The sequence below is a fragment of the Lysinibacillus phoenicis genome, from assembly GCF_047238325.1.
In the GTDB taxonomy this organism is placed as follows: Bacteria; Bacillota; Bacilli; order Bacillales_A; family Planococcaceae; genus Lysinibacillus; species Lysinibacillus irui.
Window position 1 is genome coordinate 3406570 of sequence record NZ_JBDFMP010000002.1, and the last position, 15467, is coordinate 3422036.

The window sequence follows — 15467 nt, forward strand, 5'->3', positions numbered from 1 at the left end:
GAGCTTCTTGCTCCCTCGGCTATTAATTTTAATAAATGTAACAAATTTGAAATTCACGATACTTAATAGTTGTTTAAAAAGAGTATTCATAGCAAAATATAGAATAGATAATAATAAGGGGGACGAGCCAATGAAAACAGAACAACAATATTTCAATGAAGCTATTTCAATACAACAATATATGGACAATATGTCTACACTGAAGGAAGAGAGCTTTCGTATTTATGATGGCTTTGAAGTGCCAACAAATGATGGTTTTATCGAATTGTTAAAGAACAAACAACCAAAAATTTTAACAATCACAGAAGACTGGTGCGGAGATGCAATGTTAAACAATCCAATTATTCGTCGTGTTGCTGAAGCAGCAGGATTAGAGATGCGTACTGTTTTCCGTGATGCAGATACAGAACTTATTGACCGTTATCTAACAAATGGTGGTCGTGCGATCCCAATTTACTTGCTATTAGATGATGCAGGTGAGGTTATTGGCAAATGGGGACCACGTGCACCTGAATTACAAGAACTAGTAGTAACAAAACGTGCGAGCTTACCTGATAAGGAAGATCCAGCATTTGAAGAAGCTCAAAAAGCCTTATATGCAGAAATTCGAGAGGAAAACATTTCGAATCAAACATACTGGACGTATGTCTATGAGGATTTTAAAAAGCAGGTAACAAACGCTTTACAAAAATAACAAAAGCATGGCAACATTTCGATGTATAATTCGTTGAATGAAATAGAATCTTATGAAGCAGGAAGGTATGTTATGAAACGAGCAAGAATCATTTATAATCCTACATCTGGACGCGAAGTGTTTAAGAAACATCTACCAGAGGTGTTGGAAAAACTAGAGGTAGCAGGCTATGAAACATCCTGTCACGCAACAACATGTGAGGGTGATGCAACGCTTGCAGCAAAAAATGCGGTAGAACGCGGTTTTGATATCATCATCGCAGTTGGTGGAGATGGCACATTAAATGAAGTTGTTTCAGGTGTAAGTCCATTTGAAAACCGTCCGAAAGTTGGTCTAATTCCGATGGGCACTACAAATGATTTTGCCCGTGCCGTGCATATTCCTCGAAATATTGATGAGGCAGTAGACATTATTATTCAAGGCGACACATTACCTGTTGATGTGGGTCTATTAAATGGTGAACGCTATTTTATCAATATTGCTGCTGGAGGACGCATTACGGAGCTAACATATGAAGTACCAAGTAAAATGAAAACGATGCTTGGTCAGTTAGCTTATTATTTAAAGGCAGTAGAAATGATCCCTTCAATTAAGGCCTCGCACATGCGCATCGAATATGATGGCGAAGTGTTTGACGGTGATGCCATGATGTTCCTATGTGGATTAACGAATTCAGTTGGAGGCTTTGAAAAACTAGCACCTGATGCAAGCATTAATGATGGATACTTTACATTGCTAGTACTAAAAAAAGTAAGCCTCCCAGAGTTTATTCAACTAGCTGCGATGGCCTTAAGAGGCGAGCACCTGAATGATGATCGCGTCATTTACAAAAAAGCTAGTGTCGTCAAAGTGACAACTGAAAATGAGGTACATCTCAACCTAGATGGCGAATATGGCGGTGACGCACCTGCTACATTTGAAAACCTGAAGCGTCATATTGAAATCTTTGTTCCTCTTGCTGATATTCGAGAAGAAGACCGAATTTAAATATTATAAAGCTCATCCAGTATAGTGTGGATGAGCTTTTTTCATAATGTGTGGCCACCCGCTCAAAAGGAAGCCGGAAGCGCTCATAAAAGTGTGGCACCCGCTCGAACGGAAGCCGGAAGCGCTCAAAAAGGTGTGGCACCCGCTCGAACGGAAGCCAGAAGCGCTCATAAAAGTGTGGCACCCGCTCGAAAGGAAGGCGGAAGCGCTCATAAAAGTGTGGCACCCGCTCAAAAGGAAGCCGGAAGCGCTCAAAAAGGTGTGAGACCCGCTCGAAAGGAAGGCAAAAGCGCTCAAAAAGGTGTGGCACCCGCTCGAAAGAAAGCCGGAAGCGCTCAAAAAGGTGTGGCACCCGCTCATAAGGGAGTCGAAAGTGCTCCAAAGTGAAGAGAAGCCGATCAAAAGGAAACCAAAAGCGCTCATAGAAGAGGTAGACCAGCTCAAAAGAAAGCTCACCCCAATTAACTTCAATATACAATCAAAAGAAACTTACGAAGCAAGAAAATTCCTGAAAATCCATTCTATCCATTTTCCCTGACTAGAATAAAATCCAATGAAATCCCGGTTTTATCATTTAGAACTGGAATTGTGAATGAATTTAGAAAAATGTTTGGCGAATGTGCGTATATTACTTGAACAAAATTTGAAACCTTAATAATAGGCTGAAATTTCAGGCCGTTATTAAGGTTTTTTTCGTTGTAATAGTGGAAAATGGGGGTATGGATAAGGGAAAGGAAGTGTTGCCTTTGTATAAGTCACAAGAAAAGAAGCTTATATGGCTAAGCTTTGGTGTTGCAATTATTATGCTACTTTCCATTCTTGGAAGAATATTTGGAAGTTAGGGGGGCAATGAGATGATTAATGAATCAGCAGTCTTTTGGAGTCGAGCCTTAACGGAGTTAACATTATCGTTCCATATTATTTATGCAACGATTGGTGTGGGTGTCCCGTTAATGATTATGATTGCACAATGGACTGGGTATAAAAAGAATGATGAGCATTATATCTTAATGGCAAGACGTTGGGCGCGTGGTTTTGTTATTACTGTGGCAGTTGGTGTTGTAACAGGGACTGCCATTGGCTTACAACTTTCTTTATTGTGGCCTAACTTTATGCAGCTAGCTGGTCAAACAATTGCATTACCACTATTTATGGAAACGTTTGCATTTTTCTTTGAAGCAATCTTCTTGGGCATATATTTATATACATGGGACCGCTTTGATAGTCAGAAAAAGCATATGCTATTGTTAATCCCTGTTGCTGTGGGAGCATCAATGTCAGCGGTATTCATTACAATCGTCAATGCTTTTATGAATGCGCCGAGAGGATTCGATATTGTAGACGGTGAACTTGTTAATATACAACCTTTTCTTGCAATGTTTAATCCAGCCATGCCGACAAAGGTGGCACATGTGCTCGTTACAGCGTATATGACATCGGCCTTTGTGCTAGCAGCTATTGCAGGATTTAGAATGCTAAAAGGTTCTAAGCATGTATACCATAAGAAATCTTTACTTTTATTAATGAAAATTGGCTTGATCTTCTCCATAGCAGCAGCGGTGATTGGAGATTTTTCAGGAAAATACTTAGCCGAATATCAACCGGAAAAACTTGCCGCAGCAGAATGGCATTTTGAAACAGAAGGTAAAGCTTCTCTTGTACTATTTGGTGTATTAGATGGAGAAGAAGTAAAATATGCAATCAAAATTCCGTATGCTTTAAGCATTCTTGCACATTTTAATCCTAATGCAGAGGTAATCGGCTTAGATCAATTTGCGGAAGAGGATCTACCACCACTCTATATTCATTATCTCTTCGATATCATGGTTTCCATCGGTATGTTTATGGTGCTAGTTTCATTACTTTATGTTGTAGGGAAGGCACGGAGATGGCAGTTTATTCATTCACGATGGTATAGATGGATTATTGTAGCGGGAGGACCACTGTCCATCATCGCCATTGAAGCGGGATGGTGGCTTGCAGAAGTGGGACGACAACCATGGATACTTTATGGTTTGATGCGTACACCAGAAGGAGCTACTACGAGTGATCATGTGGATTTAATGATGCTATTATTTGCAGGTGTTTATGCTGTATTAGCTGTAGGAAGTATTGTTGTATTGGTACGAATGTTTAAAAAGAATCCAATCGAACGTGAGATTGAAGATCGTCACTCTGAAAAAGGCGGTGACATTCTATGACGTTAGAGATATTAGGTATTTCAGTATTATGGATTTTTCTATTTGGCTATGTGATTGTCGCATCAATTGATTTTGGTGCTGGCTTCTTTAACGCCTATAGTCTCCTTATTGGTAAAAATCACATTTTAACAAATATTATTAAACGTTATTTATCGCCAGTCTGGGAAGTAACTAATGTCTTTTTAGTATTCTTCTTTGTAGGAATCGTAGGATTTTTCCCGCAAACTGCTTTTTATTACGGAACGATTTTACTTATACCAGTCAGTATTTCACTTGTACTATTGGCAATTCGAGGCTCCTACTATGCCTTTGAATCCTATGGAACACGAGGACATATAGGATATACACTGACATATGGTGTGGCAGGTTTATTAATTCCCGCTTCCTTGTCTGTGGTCTTTGCCATTGCGGGTGGAGGCTATGTTGATCTAGTCGAAGGGCAACCTGTGCTAAACTATTGGACTTTATATACAAGTCCATTTGCATGGAGCATCGTAGTACTAAGTATTGCTGCTGTATTGTATATATCGGCTGTATTTTTAACTTGGTATGCCCATAAAGCAAATGACAAAGAAGCAACAAAACTGATGCGAAAATATGCACTTGTTTGGGCAGCTCCTTTAATGATTAGTGCACTTGGTATTATGTATGAAATGAAATCCATCAATCCAGAAAGTTTTAGCCACATGGTTAATTTATGGTGGATGTTTGCGATTTCAGCTGTTTTATTTATCATCACAGTCATACTCATTGCGATGCGTAAAAAATACGGTCTCGCAGTTGGTCTTCTTATAGCTCAATTTGCAGTAGCTTTCTTTGCGTATGGTATTGCGCAATATCCATATTTACTGTATCCGTATTTAACAATTTACGATAGCTTCACAAGCACACAAATGGCGATTGCTTTAGTCATCGCATTTATTTTAGGGCTGTGTCTTCTTCTCCCTTCACTTTATTTATTGATGAAATTATTCTTGTTCAATAAAAACTATGTGACAGGAAAAGAAGACAATCACGCATAGGAGGAAATCAATTATGCAAAGTTTTTTAATTTTTTATGCGCCTTTTATTGTCGTCATTCTTGGTATCTTGTGTGCTTTTTGGTGGGCACCAAGGGATTATCATATTACTAAAGAGCAAGGAAAGAGTCGCGAATAGCGGCTCTTTTTTCAAGTGAGCTACAAGAGAAATGATGACGGCAAGTCTTGTTCTTTTTTCATTCGCCAACACATGCTACAATAAGGAGATTGAAATGGAGGATGTACGAATGTCAGCACCCGTGAAAAAAAATGAACGACTTACTGTTTATATAGAAGATTTAACGCATGATGGTAATGGTGTCGCTAAGGTTGAGGGCTATCCATTATTTATACAAGGCGCACTACCAAATGAAACAGCTGAAATCCATGTGATGAAAACTTTGAAAAATTATGGCTTTGCAAAAGTTGTAGAAATTATAGAGCCATCACCAGACCGAGTAGAAGCACCTTGTGCCTATTTCAAACAATGTGGCGGCTGTCAATTACAGCATTTATCCTATGAGGGACAGCTAAAATGGAAAGAAAATATGGTGCGTAATGTGATGCAGCGCATTGGTAAAATTGATGCACCAGTTCTTCCTGTAAAAGGAATGAAAGAGCCTTGGCATTATCGTAATAAAGCGCAGATTCCTTTCTCTGAAAATGAGTCAGGTCAAGCGATTGCAGGGTTTTATAAAACAAAAACACATAGCATTGTTGATATGGAACGTTGCTTAATTCAAACAGGAGAAGCAGACGCAATTCTAGCTGGCTTGAAAAAAGAATTAAACGCGATAGGGATTCGCCCTTACAACGAACATACACATGAAGGAATGCTACGTCATGTTGTCATTCGAAAGGCACGAGCAACAGGTGAAGTCATGGTTGTCCTCGTGACCAAAAAGAAAAAGTTCCCTCAAAAAGAGGCAGCCATTGCAGTGATTCAAAAGCTCGTTCCGAATATCACGTCAATTATGCAAAATGTGAATAGTGAGAAAACCAATGTGATTTTTGGTGATGACACGATCAACCTTTGGGGTAAGGATGTCATTATAGATACAATTGGCGACGTACGCTTTGAAATTTCAGCTCGCTCCTTCTATCAAGTCAACCCAGAGCAAACAGAGGTCCTCTACAAACAAGCATTGGATTATGCTGACTTGCAGGGTGATGAACGCGTCATTGATGCGTATTGTGGAATTGGTACGATTTCTTTATTCCTTGCACAAAAAGCAAAAGCAGTCATGGGAGTTGAAATTGTCCCACAAGCAATTGAAGATGCCAAACGCAACGCAGTACTCAATGGTTTTACAAATACTTATTTTGAGGCTGGCCCTGCAGAGGAAGTTATTCCGAGATGGTATAAAGAAGGTAAAGAAGCGGATGTACTTGTTGTGGATCCACCACGCAAAGGCTGCGATGAAGCACTTCTAACTACTATTCTAGAGCAACGACCAAAACGAGTGGTCTACGTATCCTGTAACCCAGCCACACTGGCACGCGACCTTCGGATTTTGGAGGATGGAGGCTATCAAACACAAGAAATTCAGCCAGTAGATATGTTCCCGCATTCGACGCATTGTGAAGCGGTGGCGTGGTTGGAGTTAGTATAATTGAAAAGCAGTGGATATAGAAAAAATCTATATCATCTGCTTTTTTGTTTTTTAAAATACCATTTAGGGCAGAATTTCGTTACAATAAACATTGTTGATTTTTATCATAAACATGTACTTATGTTTCATGGTATACATGTAAAATAAAAAAGTTTAGAGCATAGTGAGAGGATTTGGAATTAACATGATAGATAATTTTTGGCGTGATTTACCACGGCCATTTTTTGTACTTGCACCAATGGAAGATGTGACGGACGTTGTTTTTCGTCATGTAGTAAGTAAAGCTGGTCGACCAGATGTCTTTTTCACAGAGTTTACAAATTCCGACAGCTATTGTCATCCTGAAGGACAGAAAAGTGTGCGTGGCCGTTTGCTTTTTACCGAGGATGAACAGCCTATGGTGGCACATATTTGGGGGGATAATCCCGACTATTTCCGTCAAATGAGTATGGGCATGGCTGAGCTAGGTTTTAAAGGTATCGATATTAATATGGGCTGCCCTGTACCGAATGTAGCATCGAGAGGGAAAGGTAGTGGACTAATTCTCCGTCCAGACGTTGCGGCAGAATTAATTCAGGCAGCAAAGGCAGGTGGACTACCTGTTAGTGTGAAAACACGACTTGGCTATAAAGATGTGAATGAGTGGGAGGAGTGGCTCACACATATTTTAAAACAAGATATTGCAAACCTTTCGATTCATTTACGTACAAGAAAGGAAATGAGCCTAGTAGATGCACATTGGGAGCTCATTCCGGAAATCAAAAAGCTACGTGACCGTATTGCACCAAATACGCTACTAACCATCAATGGAGATATCCCTGATCGTCAAACTGGGCTTCAGCTTGCTGAACAATATGGTATTGATGGTGTTATGATTGGACGAGGTATTTTTAAAAATCCGTTTGCCTTTGAAAAAAAACCAAAAGAACATAGCAGTAAAGAATACCTTGACCTGTTAAGACTGCAGCTCGATCTTCAAGATCACTATGCAGAAGTACTACCACGTTCGATCACGGGGCTTCATCGCTTCTTCAAAATTTACGTCAAAGGATTCCGTGGAGCTAGTGAATTAAGAAGTCAATTGATGAACACGAAATCAACTGATGAAGTACGTGCATTGCTTGATCATTTTGAATCAAACCATATTGAATAATAATGAACGGTAAAGTCTAAGGAGTTTGAAAAATCGTTGCTATTATTAGCAACGGTTTTTTTGTAATCATAAAGAGGGGTTTACCGCTGCAAGAGATGTAGTTTTATGCAAGGCTGTTCAATTACATCTGATAAGTTTTTTATTGAAATTACTAGAAGTGTCCATTCTTTAAAGATTTGGATTTTTTTAGAGGATTTAAAAGAATGTCAGAGAATTGTATATAAGTATTGTTAATGACGTGCTTATAGGAGTTGTATGAAGATGATTGTAACAACTAGACCGTTAAAAATTAAGTATAAAAAGTCGGCAAACCCTTTTCAGGACTTTATGCAGATCAATCCTAACGGTAGTGCCTTTACGAAGGAAGTTATTTTTCAACGTTATATCGGCATACCTGATTCTGTTGATCTTTATAAAGAAGATATTTTAAAAATGGATGAATATTTCGCAAATCAAAGTGTATTTTATTTACGACTACATAGGCTTGAGGTTATTAATAATAAAAAAGATATAGATGGATTGACGGAGCTTTGGGAAAAATTGCAGGCCGCAGTTGATAATATTCCCATACTTTATAAAACACCATTATGCGGTACGTTAACGAATGATCAACTTGAATGGACAAAAAAGCTGAGCTTTAAACAAATCATTCATCTTTATAAGGAACAACAGCCACAGGCTAATGATACGTTACTGAAAAACTTTGCAGTAAAATTTTTATACTGGATGGATTTTTATTTGCCTCAAATTTTTTCTCAGGATAACTGTACATCACAGAAAATTGTTTTTATAGGGGACATTACTCAGCACGAATTATTATTCTTATATTTTTTATCCACATTAGGATGTGATATTTGTTATATGAATCCGAAAGGTGATATTGCCAATTTGCATCCCATTATTGCAGCATCATCCACTTTACATAAATGTCGTGATTGCTATGAACAAGAATTAATAATCCCTAAGATACGGTCGATGAAAAGCATACTCCCGCAACAACCAATGCTTGTCCCAACCCCTAATTACACAGCTATTACAGAAGAATGTAGTTATGAGCAGCTGGCTGCTTTTGCGACATCTGTTGTGATGATTAAGACATTCGGGGAGGATGACAATGTTTTATGTTTTGGGTCTGGTGTTGTTCTCCATCAAGATGGTTATATTTTAACGAACCTACATGTTGTGGGTGGTGGAAAATATTATTCTGTAATATATGAAAATGATACCAATGAGTATATTACCCACCAATTTGTGAAATATCATGATATGCATGATTTGGCTATTTTAAAGGTGGAGAGGAAAAGCAAACCTTTACCTGTTAAAGTAGATGGTCAATTAGTTCGTGGGCAGAAAATTGTTGCGATTGGCAGTCCTTTAGGATTATTTAATTCAGTTTCTGATGGAATTGTTTCGGGTTTTAGGGATCTACGAAATATGTCTATGATTCAATTTACAGCTGCAATTTCAAATGGCAGTTCTGGTGGTGCTTTATTGGATATGCATGGGAGGTTAGTCGGTTTGATTACAGCTGGCTTTGATGATGGCCAGAATCTTAACTTGGCTGTGCCTGCACATTTAATTTATCAGTTTGCTCAAAACTTTATAGAGTTACCGAGTTAATTTCAACAATTACTTTTTCATTTGTAAACTCATCGAACCAAGAACGGTATAAATTTATGGGCTAAAATTCCTTTAACTATGATAGAGTATGGTTGTTTAAGGGAGTATTTCTCATGAAGGGGATTCTAATCCTCATTCATGAGAAACTCTAATTCTTTTTATGTAATCAAAAAAGATAACTAGGATTATAAATGTGCATGATTAAACTACGCGCCAATTAAATCCCAAATTAAAGGACGGATGATTACAACCGCGCCTAAAAGAAGTGGTAGTTTTTCTTGAATCGTAATTTTGAAGTTTAACTTTTTGTACATTTTAACCCCTCCTTTAAATTGATAATATAATTATTTCATTAAATGGTATAATTTATATAATACGTTAACTATAATTAACTTTTTTAAGGAGGGATCTTTTATGGAAGTTGGGGAAGTTATCAAAAAAATAAGGATGAATAAAAATATACCTTCGAATAAAGTCTATAAAGATGTATTGAGTCGTCCTGCAGCTGCTAAATTTGAAAAAGGATTGAGTGATACTTCGGTAAAAAAATTCTTATACATATTGGATACTCTTAATATTAGTTTGGAAGAATTTGAAGTTATATATAAAGGAGCTGAAGATAAAGATCTGAAGTATACTAGCAATTATATAAATGCTTATTACAATAAAGATTTTGCTAAGCTTCAAAAAATAGCTGATAGTGCTTCTAAAGATTATCTTGAGTCAGAAAACGAAAAATTTAGGCATTACCAAGCGATTGTCCGTCTTTTAATTGATGATTTAAATGAGACAGATATATATAAAACTGAGGTAGACGTCCTTAAGCAATATCTTGTGCAATGCAATGTCTGGGGGTATTATGAAATCATTTTATTTACTAACTCTTTGAGTTTTTATTCATGTGAATTTATCGATATTGTTTACTCTCGTGCAAAAAGTAAATTATTAGAGCTTAAGAATATGCGAAGATATAGAAATTTCTTATCACTTCCTGAAGAGGTAACAGATATTTTGATAATAGAACCACTTAGATATAGTAAATATCTTACAACATTTAATGAGGAAGAAATTATTAATTTTATAAATAATAACCAAACATTAAAAGCAGTAATTATTGACTATACGCTGTTATCAAATGCTTTTTCAATTGACTCATTTTTAAAGAAAATAAAATCAAATGTGTTCATTTTCTTTATTAAATCTACTCTAAAATTAGATCAAGCAGGGTTAGAATTTGCTAATAGTGCTCAACTTTTACTATATGTGAAAGAAAATAAATCTATACTTGAGTATATAAAAAATTTGAGGATTTTATTAGAAGGACAAAGATGTACATTGGGAAGTTCTCTTTCATATTATGAAGTTTGCCAATTAGACTATCCAACTTTTAATAAAGATAAGCAATATGTTCGAAAAGTAATGGCAAATAATAAAGAGTTCTCTTATGAATTAAAAGATCTTAAAAATATAAATGTAATTCACCCTTCGATTAATTATGAGGAATCTTTTGATGCTCCTTTTCTATTTTTAACTGTTAAAAATAACGAAGTATATTTTAAATTAACGGAACATATTACTGATTATTTAGAAAAGTATAATATAACAATCCCACAACGTAACAGCTTTGGTTTCCGTAATTTATCACTGGAGACTATTCAAATGAATAAAGTAGATAATGTACTTAAAATTGCTCCCGGAAAAATAAACGGATTGAGACAACAATATCTTTTACAAGCTGTTCAAAGCTTTGATAAAAAAAATATCTGAAGGTATATGTATGATAATTAACAAAAATTTTTCAAACCTATTGTATGGTAGATTTTTAGTGAATATGGGGGATAGTTTATATTATATAACCATCATGTGGTTAATTTACGATTTAACTAAAAATACTCTATTCACAGGGGTTGCTGGAGCTTTATTTATGCTACCAGAAATATTTTCCGTTTTTTACGGCCCAATTATTGATAAATGTAATAAGAAGAAATTTTTAATTATATTTTCATTATTACAGGCATTATTAATGCTAGTAATTTGTATTTTCTTTTTATATGACAAAGGAAATGTTCTATCTGTTATTTTAATTGCAATACCTTTTCTAGCTTTCCTATCTGAATTTACTTATCCACTTGAAAATGTCTTAATTCCTAGATTTGTCGAGAAAAATGAATTAACAAAAGCTAATTCCATAATGTCCATTGCTGCAGATGGTGTAGATTTAGTTTTTAATGCTGTCTCAGGATTATTAATAGCAATTACTACAATTTCAAGCATCCTATTAGGAAATAGTCTTCTGTTCTTATTTGCAGCATTCTTTTTCTATAGACTAACAATAAAAAGAGAGACGCAAAAACATCAAAAAATGAATTTTAAAGAATCTAAAGAAGAATATTACCAAGACTTAAAAGAAGGATTGGCTTTTGTTAAAAGGAAAGATATTTTAGAGTTAATTATCCCTTTCTTAATGTTAAATTTATTGTTAGCAATTTTTAATGTGAATCTACCAGCGATTTCTTCCAGTATTTCTTATTCGGCAGTTTCATACGGTTTACTACTAACTGCTTCTGGATTAGGGAGTGTAGCAGGCGCAAGCATAAGCCAGTATATTTCCAATAAATTTAAAATAGGTACTATTATTATAAGTACTGTTATGCTTTATGGATGTGCTTGGCTTATAGGCATTTTATTAGGTAGCTTTTATATTTATATTTTTGCTTTCCTAGCAAGTATATTTATAGGGATAATTAATGTTGTATTTACAGTATTGTTTCAACAACTTCCGCCTGAAAATTTACTAGGTAGAGTTAATACAACAATCAAAACATTAATCACCATTTTTATGCCATTAGGTGCATTAGTAGGTGGATGGATTCCCATGATTTTTGGTGTGAATAACACAATTCTACTATCTTCTGGGTTAATTATTTTGTTAGGTATTATTTTGCTATTAATGAGCTCGATTAGAAATAAAGAGTTAAATATGTAGTAGTACCTAGTTTTTAAATTTCATTTGATTAATTTCCACTATTCAACCATTGCTTTTTCATTCGAAATCTTATAGAATGTAGAACGGTATAAATGAACGATATAAATTACCTTTAATACGGTCCAGAGAGGCTGAAAAGGGCTACATGATATTTTTAAGCTAATATCTTTGCTTTGGCATGCCCTTTTGTCCTCTGTGACAGAAGGGCTTTATTTTTGTTCACATCCCTCTTTTAAAGGAAGTCCCGTGAGGCTTCAAAAGAGAATGGACAAGACATCTTTAATCCATTCACTCGAACACTAAAAGAGATAGACAACTAGAAAACTTGGAGGTTAGAAAGAATGGATTATCGGAAAAAAACCGTTGTCGCTTCAGTGGCTGGGTTGACTTTAGAAGGAATGGACATTATGTTTATTTCTTTTGCCATGACAATGATTATTGCAGAATTTAATATTGATCTTGCAACAGGTGGATTGATTTCATCTATTACGAATATTGGGATGCTACTCGGTGGAATTATTTTCGGTGTGCTAGCAGATAAATATGGCCGCGTAAAAGTATTTACATATACGGTCATATTATTTGCTATCGGCACAGCCTTAACAGGAGTAGCAACAAGCATTGAACAAGTTTATGTCTATAGATTTATCGCCGGTCTAGGTGCCGGTGGGGAATATGGTATTGGTATGGCGCTTGTAGCGGAAGCTTGGCCAAAAAATAAACAAGGTAGAGCTTCTTCGTATGTAAGTGTAGGAGCACAATATGGGGTTATATTAGCAGCATTATTAAGTGCCATCATTTTACCAACTTTAGGATGGAGAGCATTATTCTTCGTTGGGTTATTACCAGTGATCTTCGCCTTTATTGTTCGTAAAAATCTGGAGGAATCACCAGAATGGTTAGCATCACAGAAAAAAGATAATAACAAGCAAGAGAAGGGAAAACTAGCTCAGTTATTTGCTTCTCCACGCATTACACTAACGACTCTTTCTCTAATTTTAATGGCTACTGTTCAAATCGCAGGCTATAATGGTCTGATGATTTGGTTACCATCGATGCTACAGAAATCGCAAGGTTTATCTGTCTCAAGCTCAGCATTGTGGACAATTAGTACTGCCGTCGGGATGATAATTGGGATGCTGACATTTGGTAGATTTATGGATCGCTTTGGTGCGAAGCGATCGTTTGGTATCTTTTTATTAGCATCTGCTTGTGCAGTGTTCCTTTATTCCTTTGCCACTGGTGCAGCAGCTATATTAATTGGTGGTGCGGTTGTAGGATTCTTCTCTAACGGAATGTTTGCAGGGTATGGTGCATTAATTAGCAGCTTCTATCCAGTACAAATTCGCAGTACAGCAACAAACACGATATTTAACTTTGGTCGAGCTATTGGTGGATTTTCACCAATCTTTGTCGGCTATATTTTACAAAGCTATGATATGACAGTTGTAATGATTTACTTAGCAGCACTATATTGTATTTCCTTTATCGTTATGCTCACGCTTAAAAGCTCCAGCAAGGAAATGCAAACAGCATAATTTTTAAAATCACGAAAGAACGAATTCCACTTCTTCAAATGGGATTCGTTCTTTTCTTATTAGTTTTTAATTAATTATAGTAAACCTTTTGAACGTTTCTCAGCGATTTCTACAAGGCGTTTTGTAATTTCTCCTCCTACGGAACCATTTGCGCGAGAAGATGCTTCTGGCCCTAGCTGAACGCCAAACTCTTGTGCAATTTCGTATTTCATTTGATTGACAGCTTCATGTACACCAGGTACTAGAAGTTTATTTGAACTGCGGTTATTGTTAGCCATTTTTCTCACCTCCTTGAGTTTAGAATGGTTGCTAACGTATTTTTCATACATTTTAAAAGAAGGAAACGCACACGCTAATTGCTAACAACAACAACTTGTGGAAAGCTAGCAATAATCAGCAAACTCTCTGTTATAATAAAGCCTGGCTCATTTCTATAGTAGGAGTAAAAGGAGGACAATATAATGACGAATAATGATATTTTAATTCGCTTACGCTATGCACTAGATATAAAAAATGTTGATATGGTGGAAATTTTTAAATTAGGCGGACTCGACTATTCGAAAGAAGAAGTCTTAAATATGCTCATTAAGATTAATGATGAGGAAGAAGCGCCAGAAGAATACATCAAATGTAATAATAAAATGCTTGAAGCATTTTTAAATGGATTAATTACTTTTAAACGTGGACCACAAAAATCAAAAGATGGTCAGCCTGAAGGACCGCTACCTGTGACAGGCAAAGAAAGTCCAAATAATATGCTTTTAAAGAAAGTAAAAATTGCCTTAGCGTTAACAACAGAGGATATGCTCGAAATTTTATATGATGGTGGAATCAAAGTTACAAAAGGTGAATTAGGCGCTTTATTAAGAAATCCAAGCCATCGCAATTATAAAGAATGTGGCGATTCATTCGTTCGGAATTTTTTAAGAGGCTTAACATATAAGTATAGAGAATAAAGCATAAATGCCTTGTCAATAGAAATCAAAAAGTACCATTTTTTTCTTTAAATTTTGTTGACATTTTGTGACGAAATTGTGTACAATAAAATTATCACAAAATGTTCACAAAAAAGATGAAAAATGTTCACAAACAAAGGGGTGCTTGTATGATTTATTTTGACATCTTATTGGTAGCTATTGCATGTGTTACAATGCCTTTTATTGTTGCAGTAATGTTAGATATTTTTTATGCAGAACGAAAGAAAGTTCGTTTTTCATTACGACGTACTTCAGTTTGGTATATCACTATGTTTGCACTATCCTTTATACCATCTGTTTTACTTGTTACACAAAACGTATAATGTATTCAAACACTTAGGGGTAAGTGAAATGATGAAAAATAGACAGCTACAACGTTAAAAACAGTTGTAGCTGTTTTTCTTTATGAAAAGAAATGGTGAATGAATGCTTCACGTTGCTGTATTTTCAATCAATCAACCATTTGTTAACGAAGGGTAAAATAGTATAAAGTATGTATATTTTACCTGGATAGCATTGACTACTTTTACCTGCTGTGTTAATTTTGGGAGTGGAAATATAGGCAAATTTACTGAAAAGTAGAGACGCAAAGCTACAGGTCTAAGGCAATAATTGCTAGGATGGCTGGGTTGCAAAAGACTGCTAGTTATATCCATCAATTTCTAGTTTATGTTCTTTT

General features: G+C 35.9%; 15 protein-coding genes and 1 riboswitch. Of the genes, 14 read left to right on the top strand and 1 reads right to left on the bottom strand.

The window, feature by feature from the left end:
* The first annotated feature begins 130 nt into the window (after positions 1-130).
* The 12 genes from ABC382_RS18445 (at position 131) to ABC382_RS18500 (ending at position 13811) form a co-directional block, all read left to right on the top strand.
* A complete protein-coding gene (locus ABC382_RS18445) occupies positions 131-694 on the top strand; it encodes a thioredoxin family protein (protein ID WP_274794578.1) in 564 nt (187 codons plus the stop codon).
* 72 nt (positions 695-766) lie between these two features.
* The gene (locus tag ABC382_RS18450; RefSeq protein WP_274794577.1) at positions 767-1681 is read left to right on the top strand and encodes a diacylglycerol kinase; all 915 of its coding nucleotides are present in this window, start codon (positions 767-769) and stop codon (positions 1679-1681) included.
* Between the two features lie 30 nt (positions 1682-1711).
* On the top strand, positions 1712-2068 hold the full coding sequence (locus ABC382_RS18455; RefSeq protein WP_322611938.1) for a hypothetical protein: 357 nt from the start codon (positions 1712-1714) through the stop codon (positions 2066-2068).
* Between the two features lie 467 nt (positions 2069-2535).
* On the top strand, positions 2536-3882 hold the full coding sequence (locus tag ABC382_RS18460) for a cytochrome ubiquinol oxidase subunit I (protein WP_312507239.1): 1347 nt from the start codon (positions 2536-2538) through the stop codon (positions 3880-3882).
* Positions 3879-4904 (top strand): cytochrome d ubiquinol oxidase subunit II, encoded by a 1026-nt coding sequence (locus tag ABC382_RS18465; protein WP_322606339.1) that lies wholly within the window; start codon positions 3879-3881, stop codon positions 4902-4904. Before ABC382_RS18460 ends, ABC382_RS18465 begins: the two co-directional genes overlap by 4 nt.
* A 13-nt stretch (positions 4905-4917) precedes the next feature.
* Entirely contained in the window at positions 4918-5040 is a 123-nt protein-coding gene (gene cydS, locus ABC382_RS18470; RefSeq protein WP_012292033.1) for a cytochrome bd oxidase small subunit CydS family protein, read from the top strand.
* A gap of 109 nt (positions 5041-5149) precedes the next feature.
* Positions 5150-6514 (top strand): 23S rRNA (uracil(1939)-C(5))-methyltransferase RlmD, encoded by a 1365-nt coding sequence (rlmD, locus tag ABC382_RS18475; RefSeq protein WP_322612021.1) that lies wholly within the window; start codon positions 5150-5152, stop codon positions 6512-6514.
* A 184-nt stretch (positions 6515-6698) separates the two neighbouring features.
* Positions 6699-7667 carry a tRNA dihydrouridine synthase gene (locus tag ABC382_RS18480; protein ID WP_274794574.1) on the top strand — a complete coding sequence of 323 codons (969 nt, stop codon included), beginning with the start codon at positions 6699-6701 and terminating at the stop codon, positions 7665-7667.
* 261 nt (positions 7668-7928) lie between these two features.
* A complete protein-coding gene (locus ABC382_RS18485) occupies positions 7929-9287 on the top strand; it encodes a trypsin-like peptidase domain-containing protein (protein ID WP_312507238.1) in 1359 nt (452 codons plus the stop codon).
* Between the two features lie 414 nt (positions 9288-9701).
* Positions 9702-11054 (top strand): Rgg family transcriptional regulator, encoded by a 1353-nt coding sequence (locus tag ABC382_RS18490; protein ID WP_322611939.1) that lies wholly within the window; start codon positions 9702-9704, stop codon positions 11052-11054.
* A gap of 10 nt (positions 11055-11064) precedes the next feature.
* Complete coding sequence (locus ABC382_RS18495) at positions 11065-12273, top strand: MFS transporter (protein WP_312507236.1); 1209 nt, start codon at positions 11065-11067, stop codon at positions 12271-12273.
* Between the two features lie 341 nt (positions 12274-12614).
* Positions 12615-13811, top strand: a complete 1197-nt coding sequence (locus ABC382_RS18500) for an MFS transporter (protein ID WP_274794572.1) — start codon at positions 12615-12617, stop codon at positions 13809-13811.
* Positions 13812-13885: 74 nt separating this feature from the next.
* Here ABC382_RS18500 and ABC382_RS18505 read toward each other — a convergent pair whose 3' ends face one another.
* Positions 13886-14089 carry an alpha/beta-type small acid-soluble spore protein gene (locus ABC382_RS18505; RefSeq protein WP_004225662.1) on the bottom strand — a complete coding sequence of 68 codons (204 nt, stop codon included), beginning with the start codon at positions 14087-14089 and terminating at the stop codon, positions 13886-13888.
* A gap of 183 nt (positions 14090-14272) precedes the next feature.
* Here ABC382_RS18505 and ABC382_RS18510 point away from each other — a divergent pair, with 183 nt between their 5' ends.
* Together ABC382_RS18510 and ABC382_RS18515 are read left to right on the top strand one after the other, a co-directional pair.
* Entirely contained in the window at positions 14273-14767 is a 495-nt protein-coding gene (locus tag ABC382_RS18510; protein WP_274794571.1) for a YehS family protein, read from the top strand.
* A 149-nt stretch (positions 14768-14916) separates the two neighbouring features.
* A complete protein-coding gene (locus ABC382_RS18515; protein ID WP_274794569.1) occupies positions 14917-15111 on the top strand; it encodes a hypothetical protein in 195 nt (64 codons plus the stop codon).
* A gap of 228 nt (positions 15112-15339) precedes the next feature.
* Positions 15340-15425, top strand: a riboswitch (cyclic di-GMP riboswitch).
* The last annotated feature ends 42 nt before the right edge of the window (positions 15426-15467 follow it).

Bases quoted from the DNA above. Each gene is read 5' to 3' on its own strand.
- ABC382_RS18460 (WP_312507239.1), top strand. From the start codon at position 2,536: ATGATTAATGAATCAGCAGTCTTTTGGAGTCGAGCCTTAACGGAGTTA.
- ABC382_RS18450 (WP_274794577.1), top strand. From the start codon at position 767: ATGAAACGAGCAAGAATCATTTATAATCCTACATCTGGACGCGAAGTG.
- ABC382_RS18495 (WP_312507236.1), top strand. From the start codon at position 11,065: ATGATAATTAACAAAAATTTTTCAAACCTATTGTATGGTAGATTTTTA.
- ABC382_RS18485 (WP_312507238.1), top strand. From the start codon at position 7,929: ATGATTGTAACAACTAGACCGTTAAAAATTAAGTATAAAAAGTCGGCA.
- ABC382_RS18445 (WP_274794578.1), top strand. From the start codon at position 131: ATGAAAACAGAACAACAATATTTCAATGAAGCTATTTCAATACAACAA.
- rlmD (WP_322612021.1), top strand. From the start codon at position 5,150: ATGTCAGCACCCGTGAAAAAAAATGAACGACTTACTGTTTATATAGAA.
- ABC382_RS18505 (WP_004225662.1), bottom strand. From the start codon at position 14,089: ATGGCTAACAATAACCGCAGTTCAAATAAACTTCTAGTACCTGGTGTA.
- ABC382_RS18510 (WP_274794571.1), top strand. From the start codon at position 14,273: ATGACGAATAATGATATTTTAATTCGCTTACGCTATGCACTAGATATA.
- ABC382_RS18465 (WP_322606339.1), top strand. From the start codon at position 3,879: ATGACGTTAGAGATATTAGGTATTTCAGTATTATGGATTTTTCTATTT.
- ABC382_RS18490 (WP_322611939.1), top strand. From the start codon at position 9,702: ATGGAAGTTGGGGAAGTTATCAAAAAAATAAGGATGAATAAAAATATA.
- ABC382_RS18500 (WP_274794572.1), top strand. From the start codon at position 12,615: ATGGATTATCGGAAAAAAACCGTTGTCGCTTCAGTGGCTGGGTTGACT.
- ABC382_RS18455 (WP_322611938.1), top strand. From the start codon at position 1,712: ATGAGCTTTTTTCATAATGTGTGGCCACCCGCTCAAAAGGAAGCCGGA.
- ABC382_RS18515 (WP_274794569.1), top strand. From the start codon at position 14,917: ATGATTTATTTTGACATCTTATTGGTAGCTATTGCATGTGTTACAATG.
- ABC382_RS18480 (WP_274794574.1), top strand. From the start codon at position 6,699: ATGATAGATAATTTTTGGCGTGATTTACCACGGCCATTTTTTGTACTT.
- cydS (WP_012292033.1), top strand. From the start codon at position 4,918: ATGCAAAGTTTTTTAATTTTTTATGCGCCTTTTATTGTCGTCATTCTT.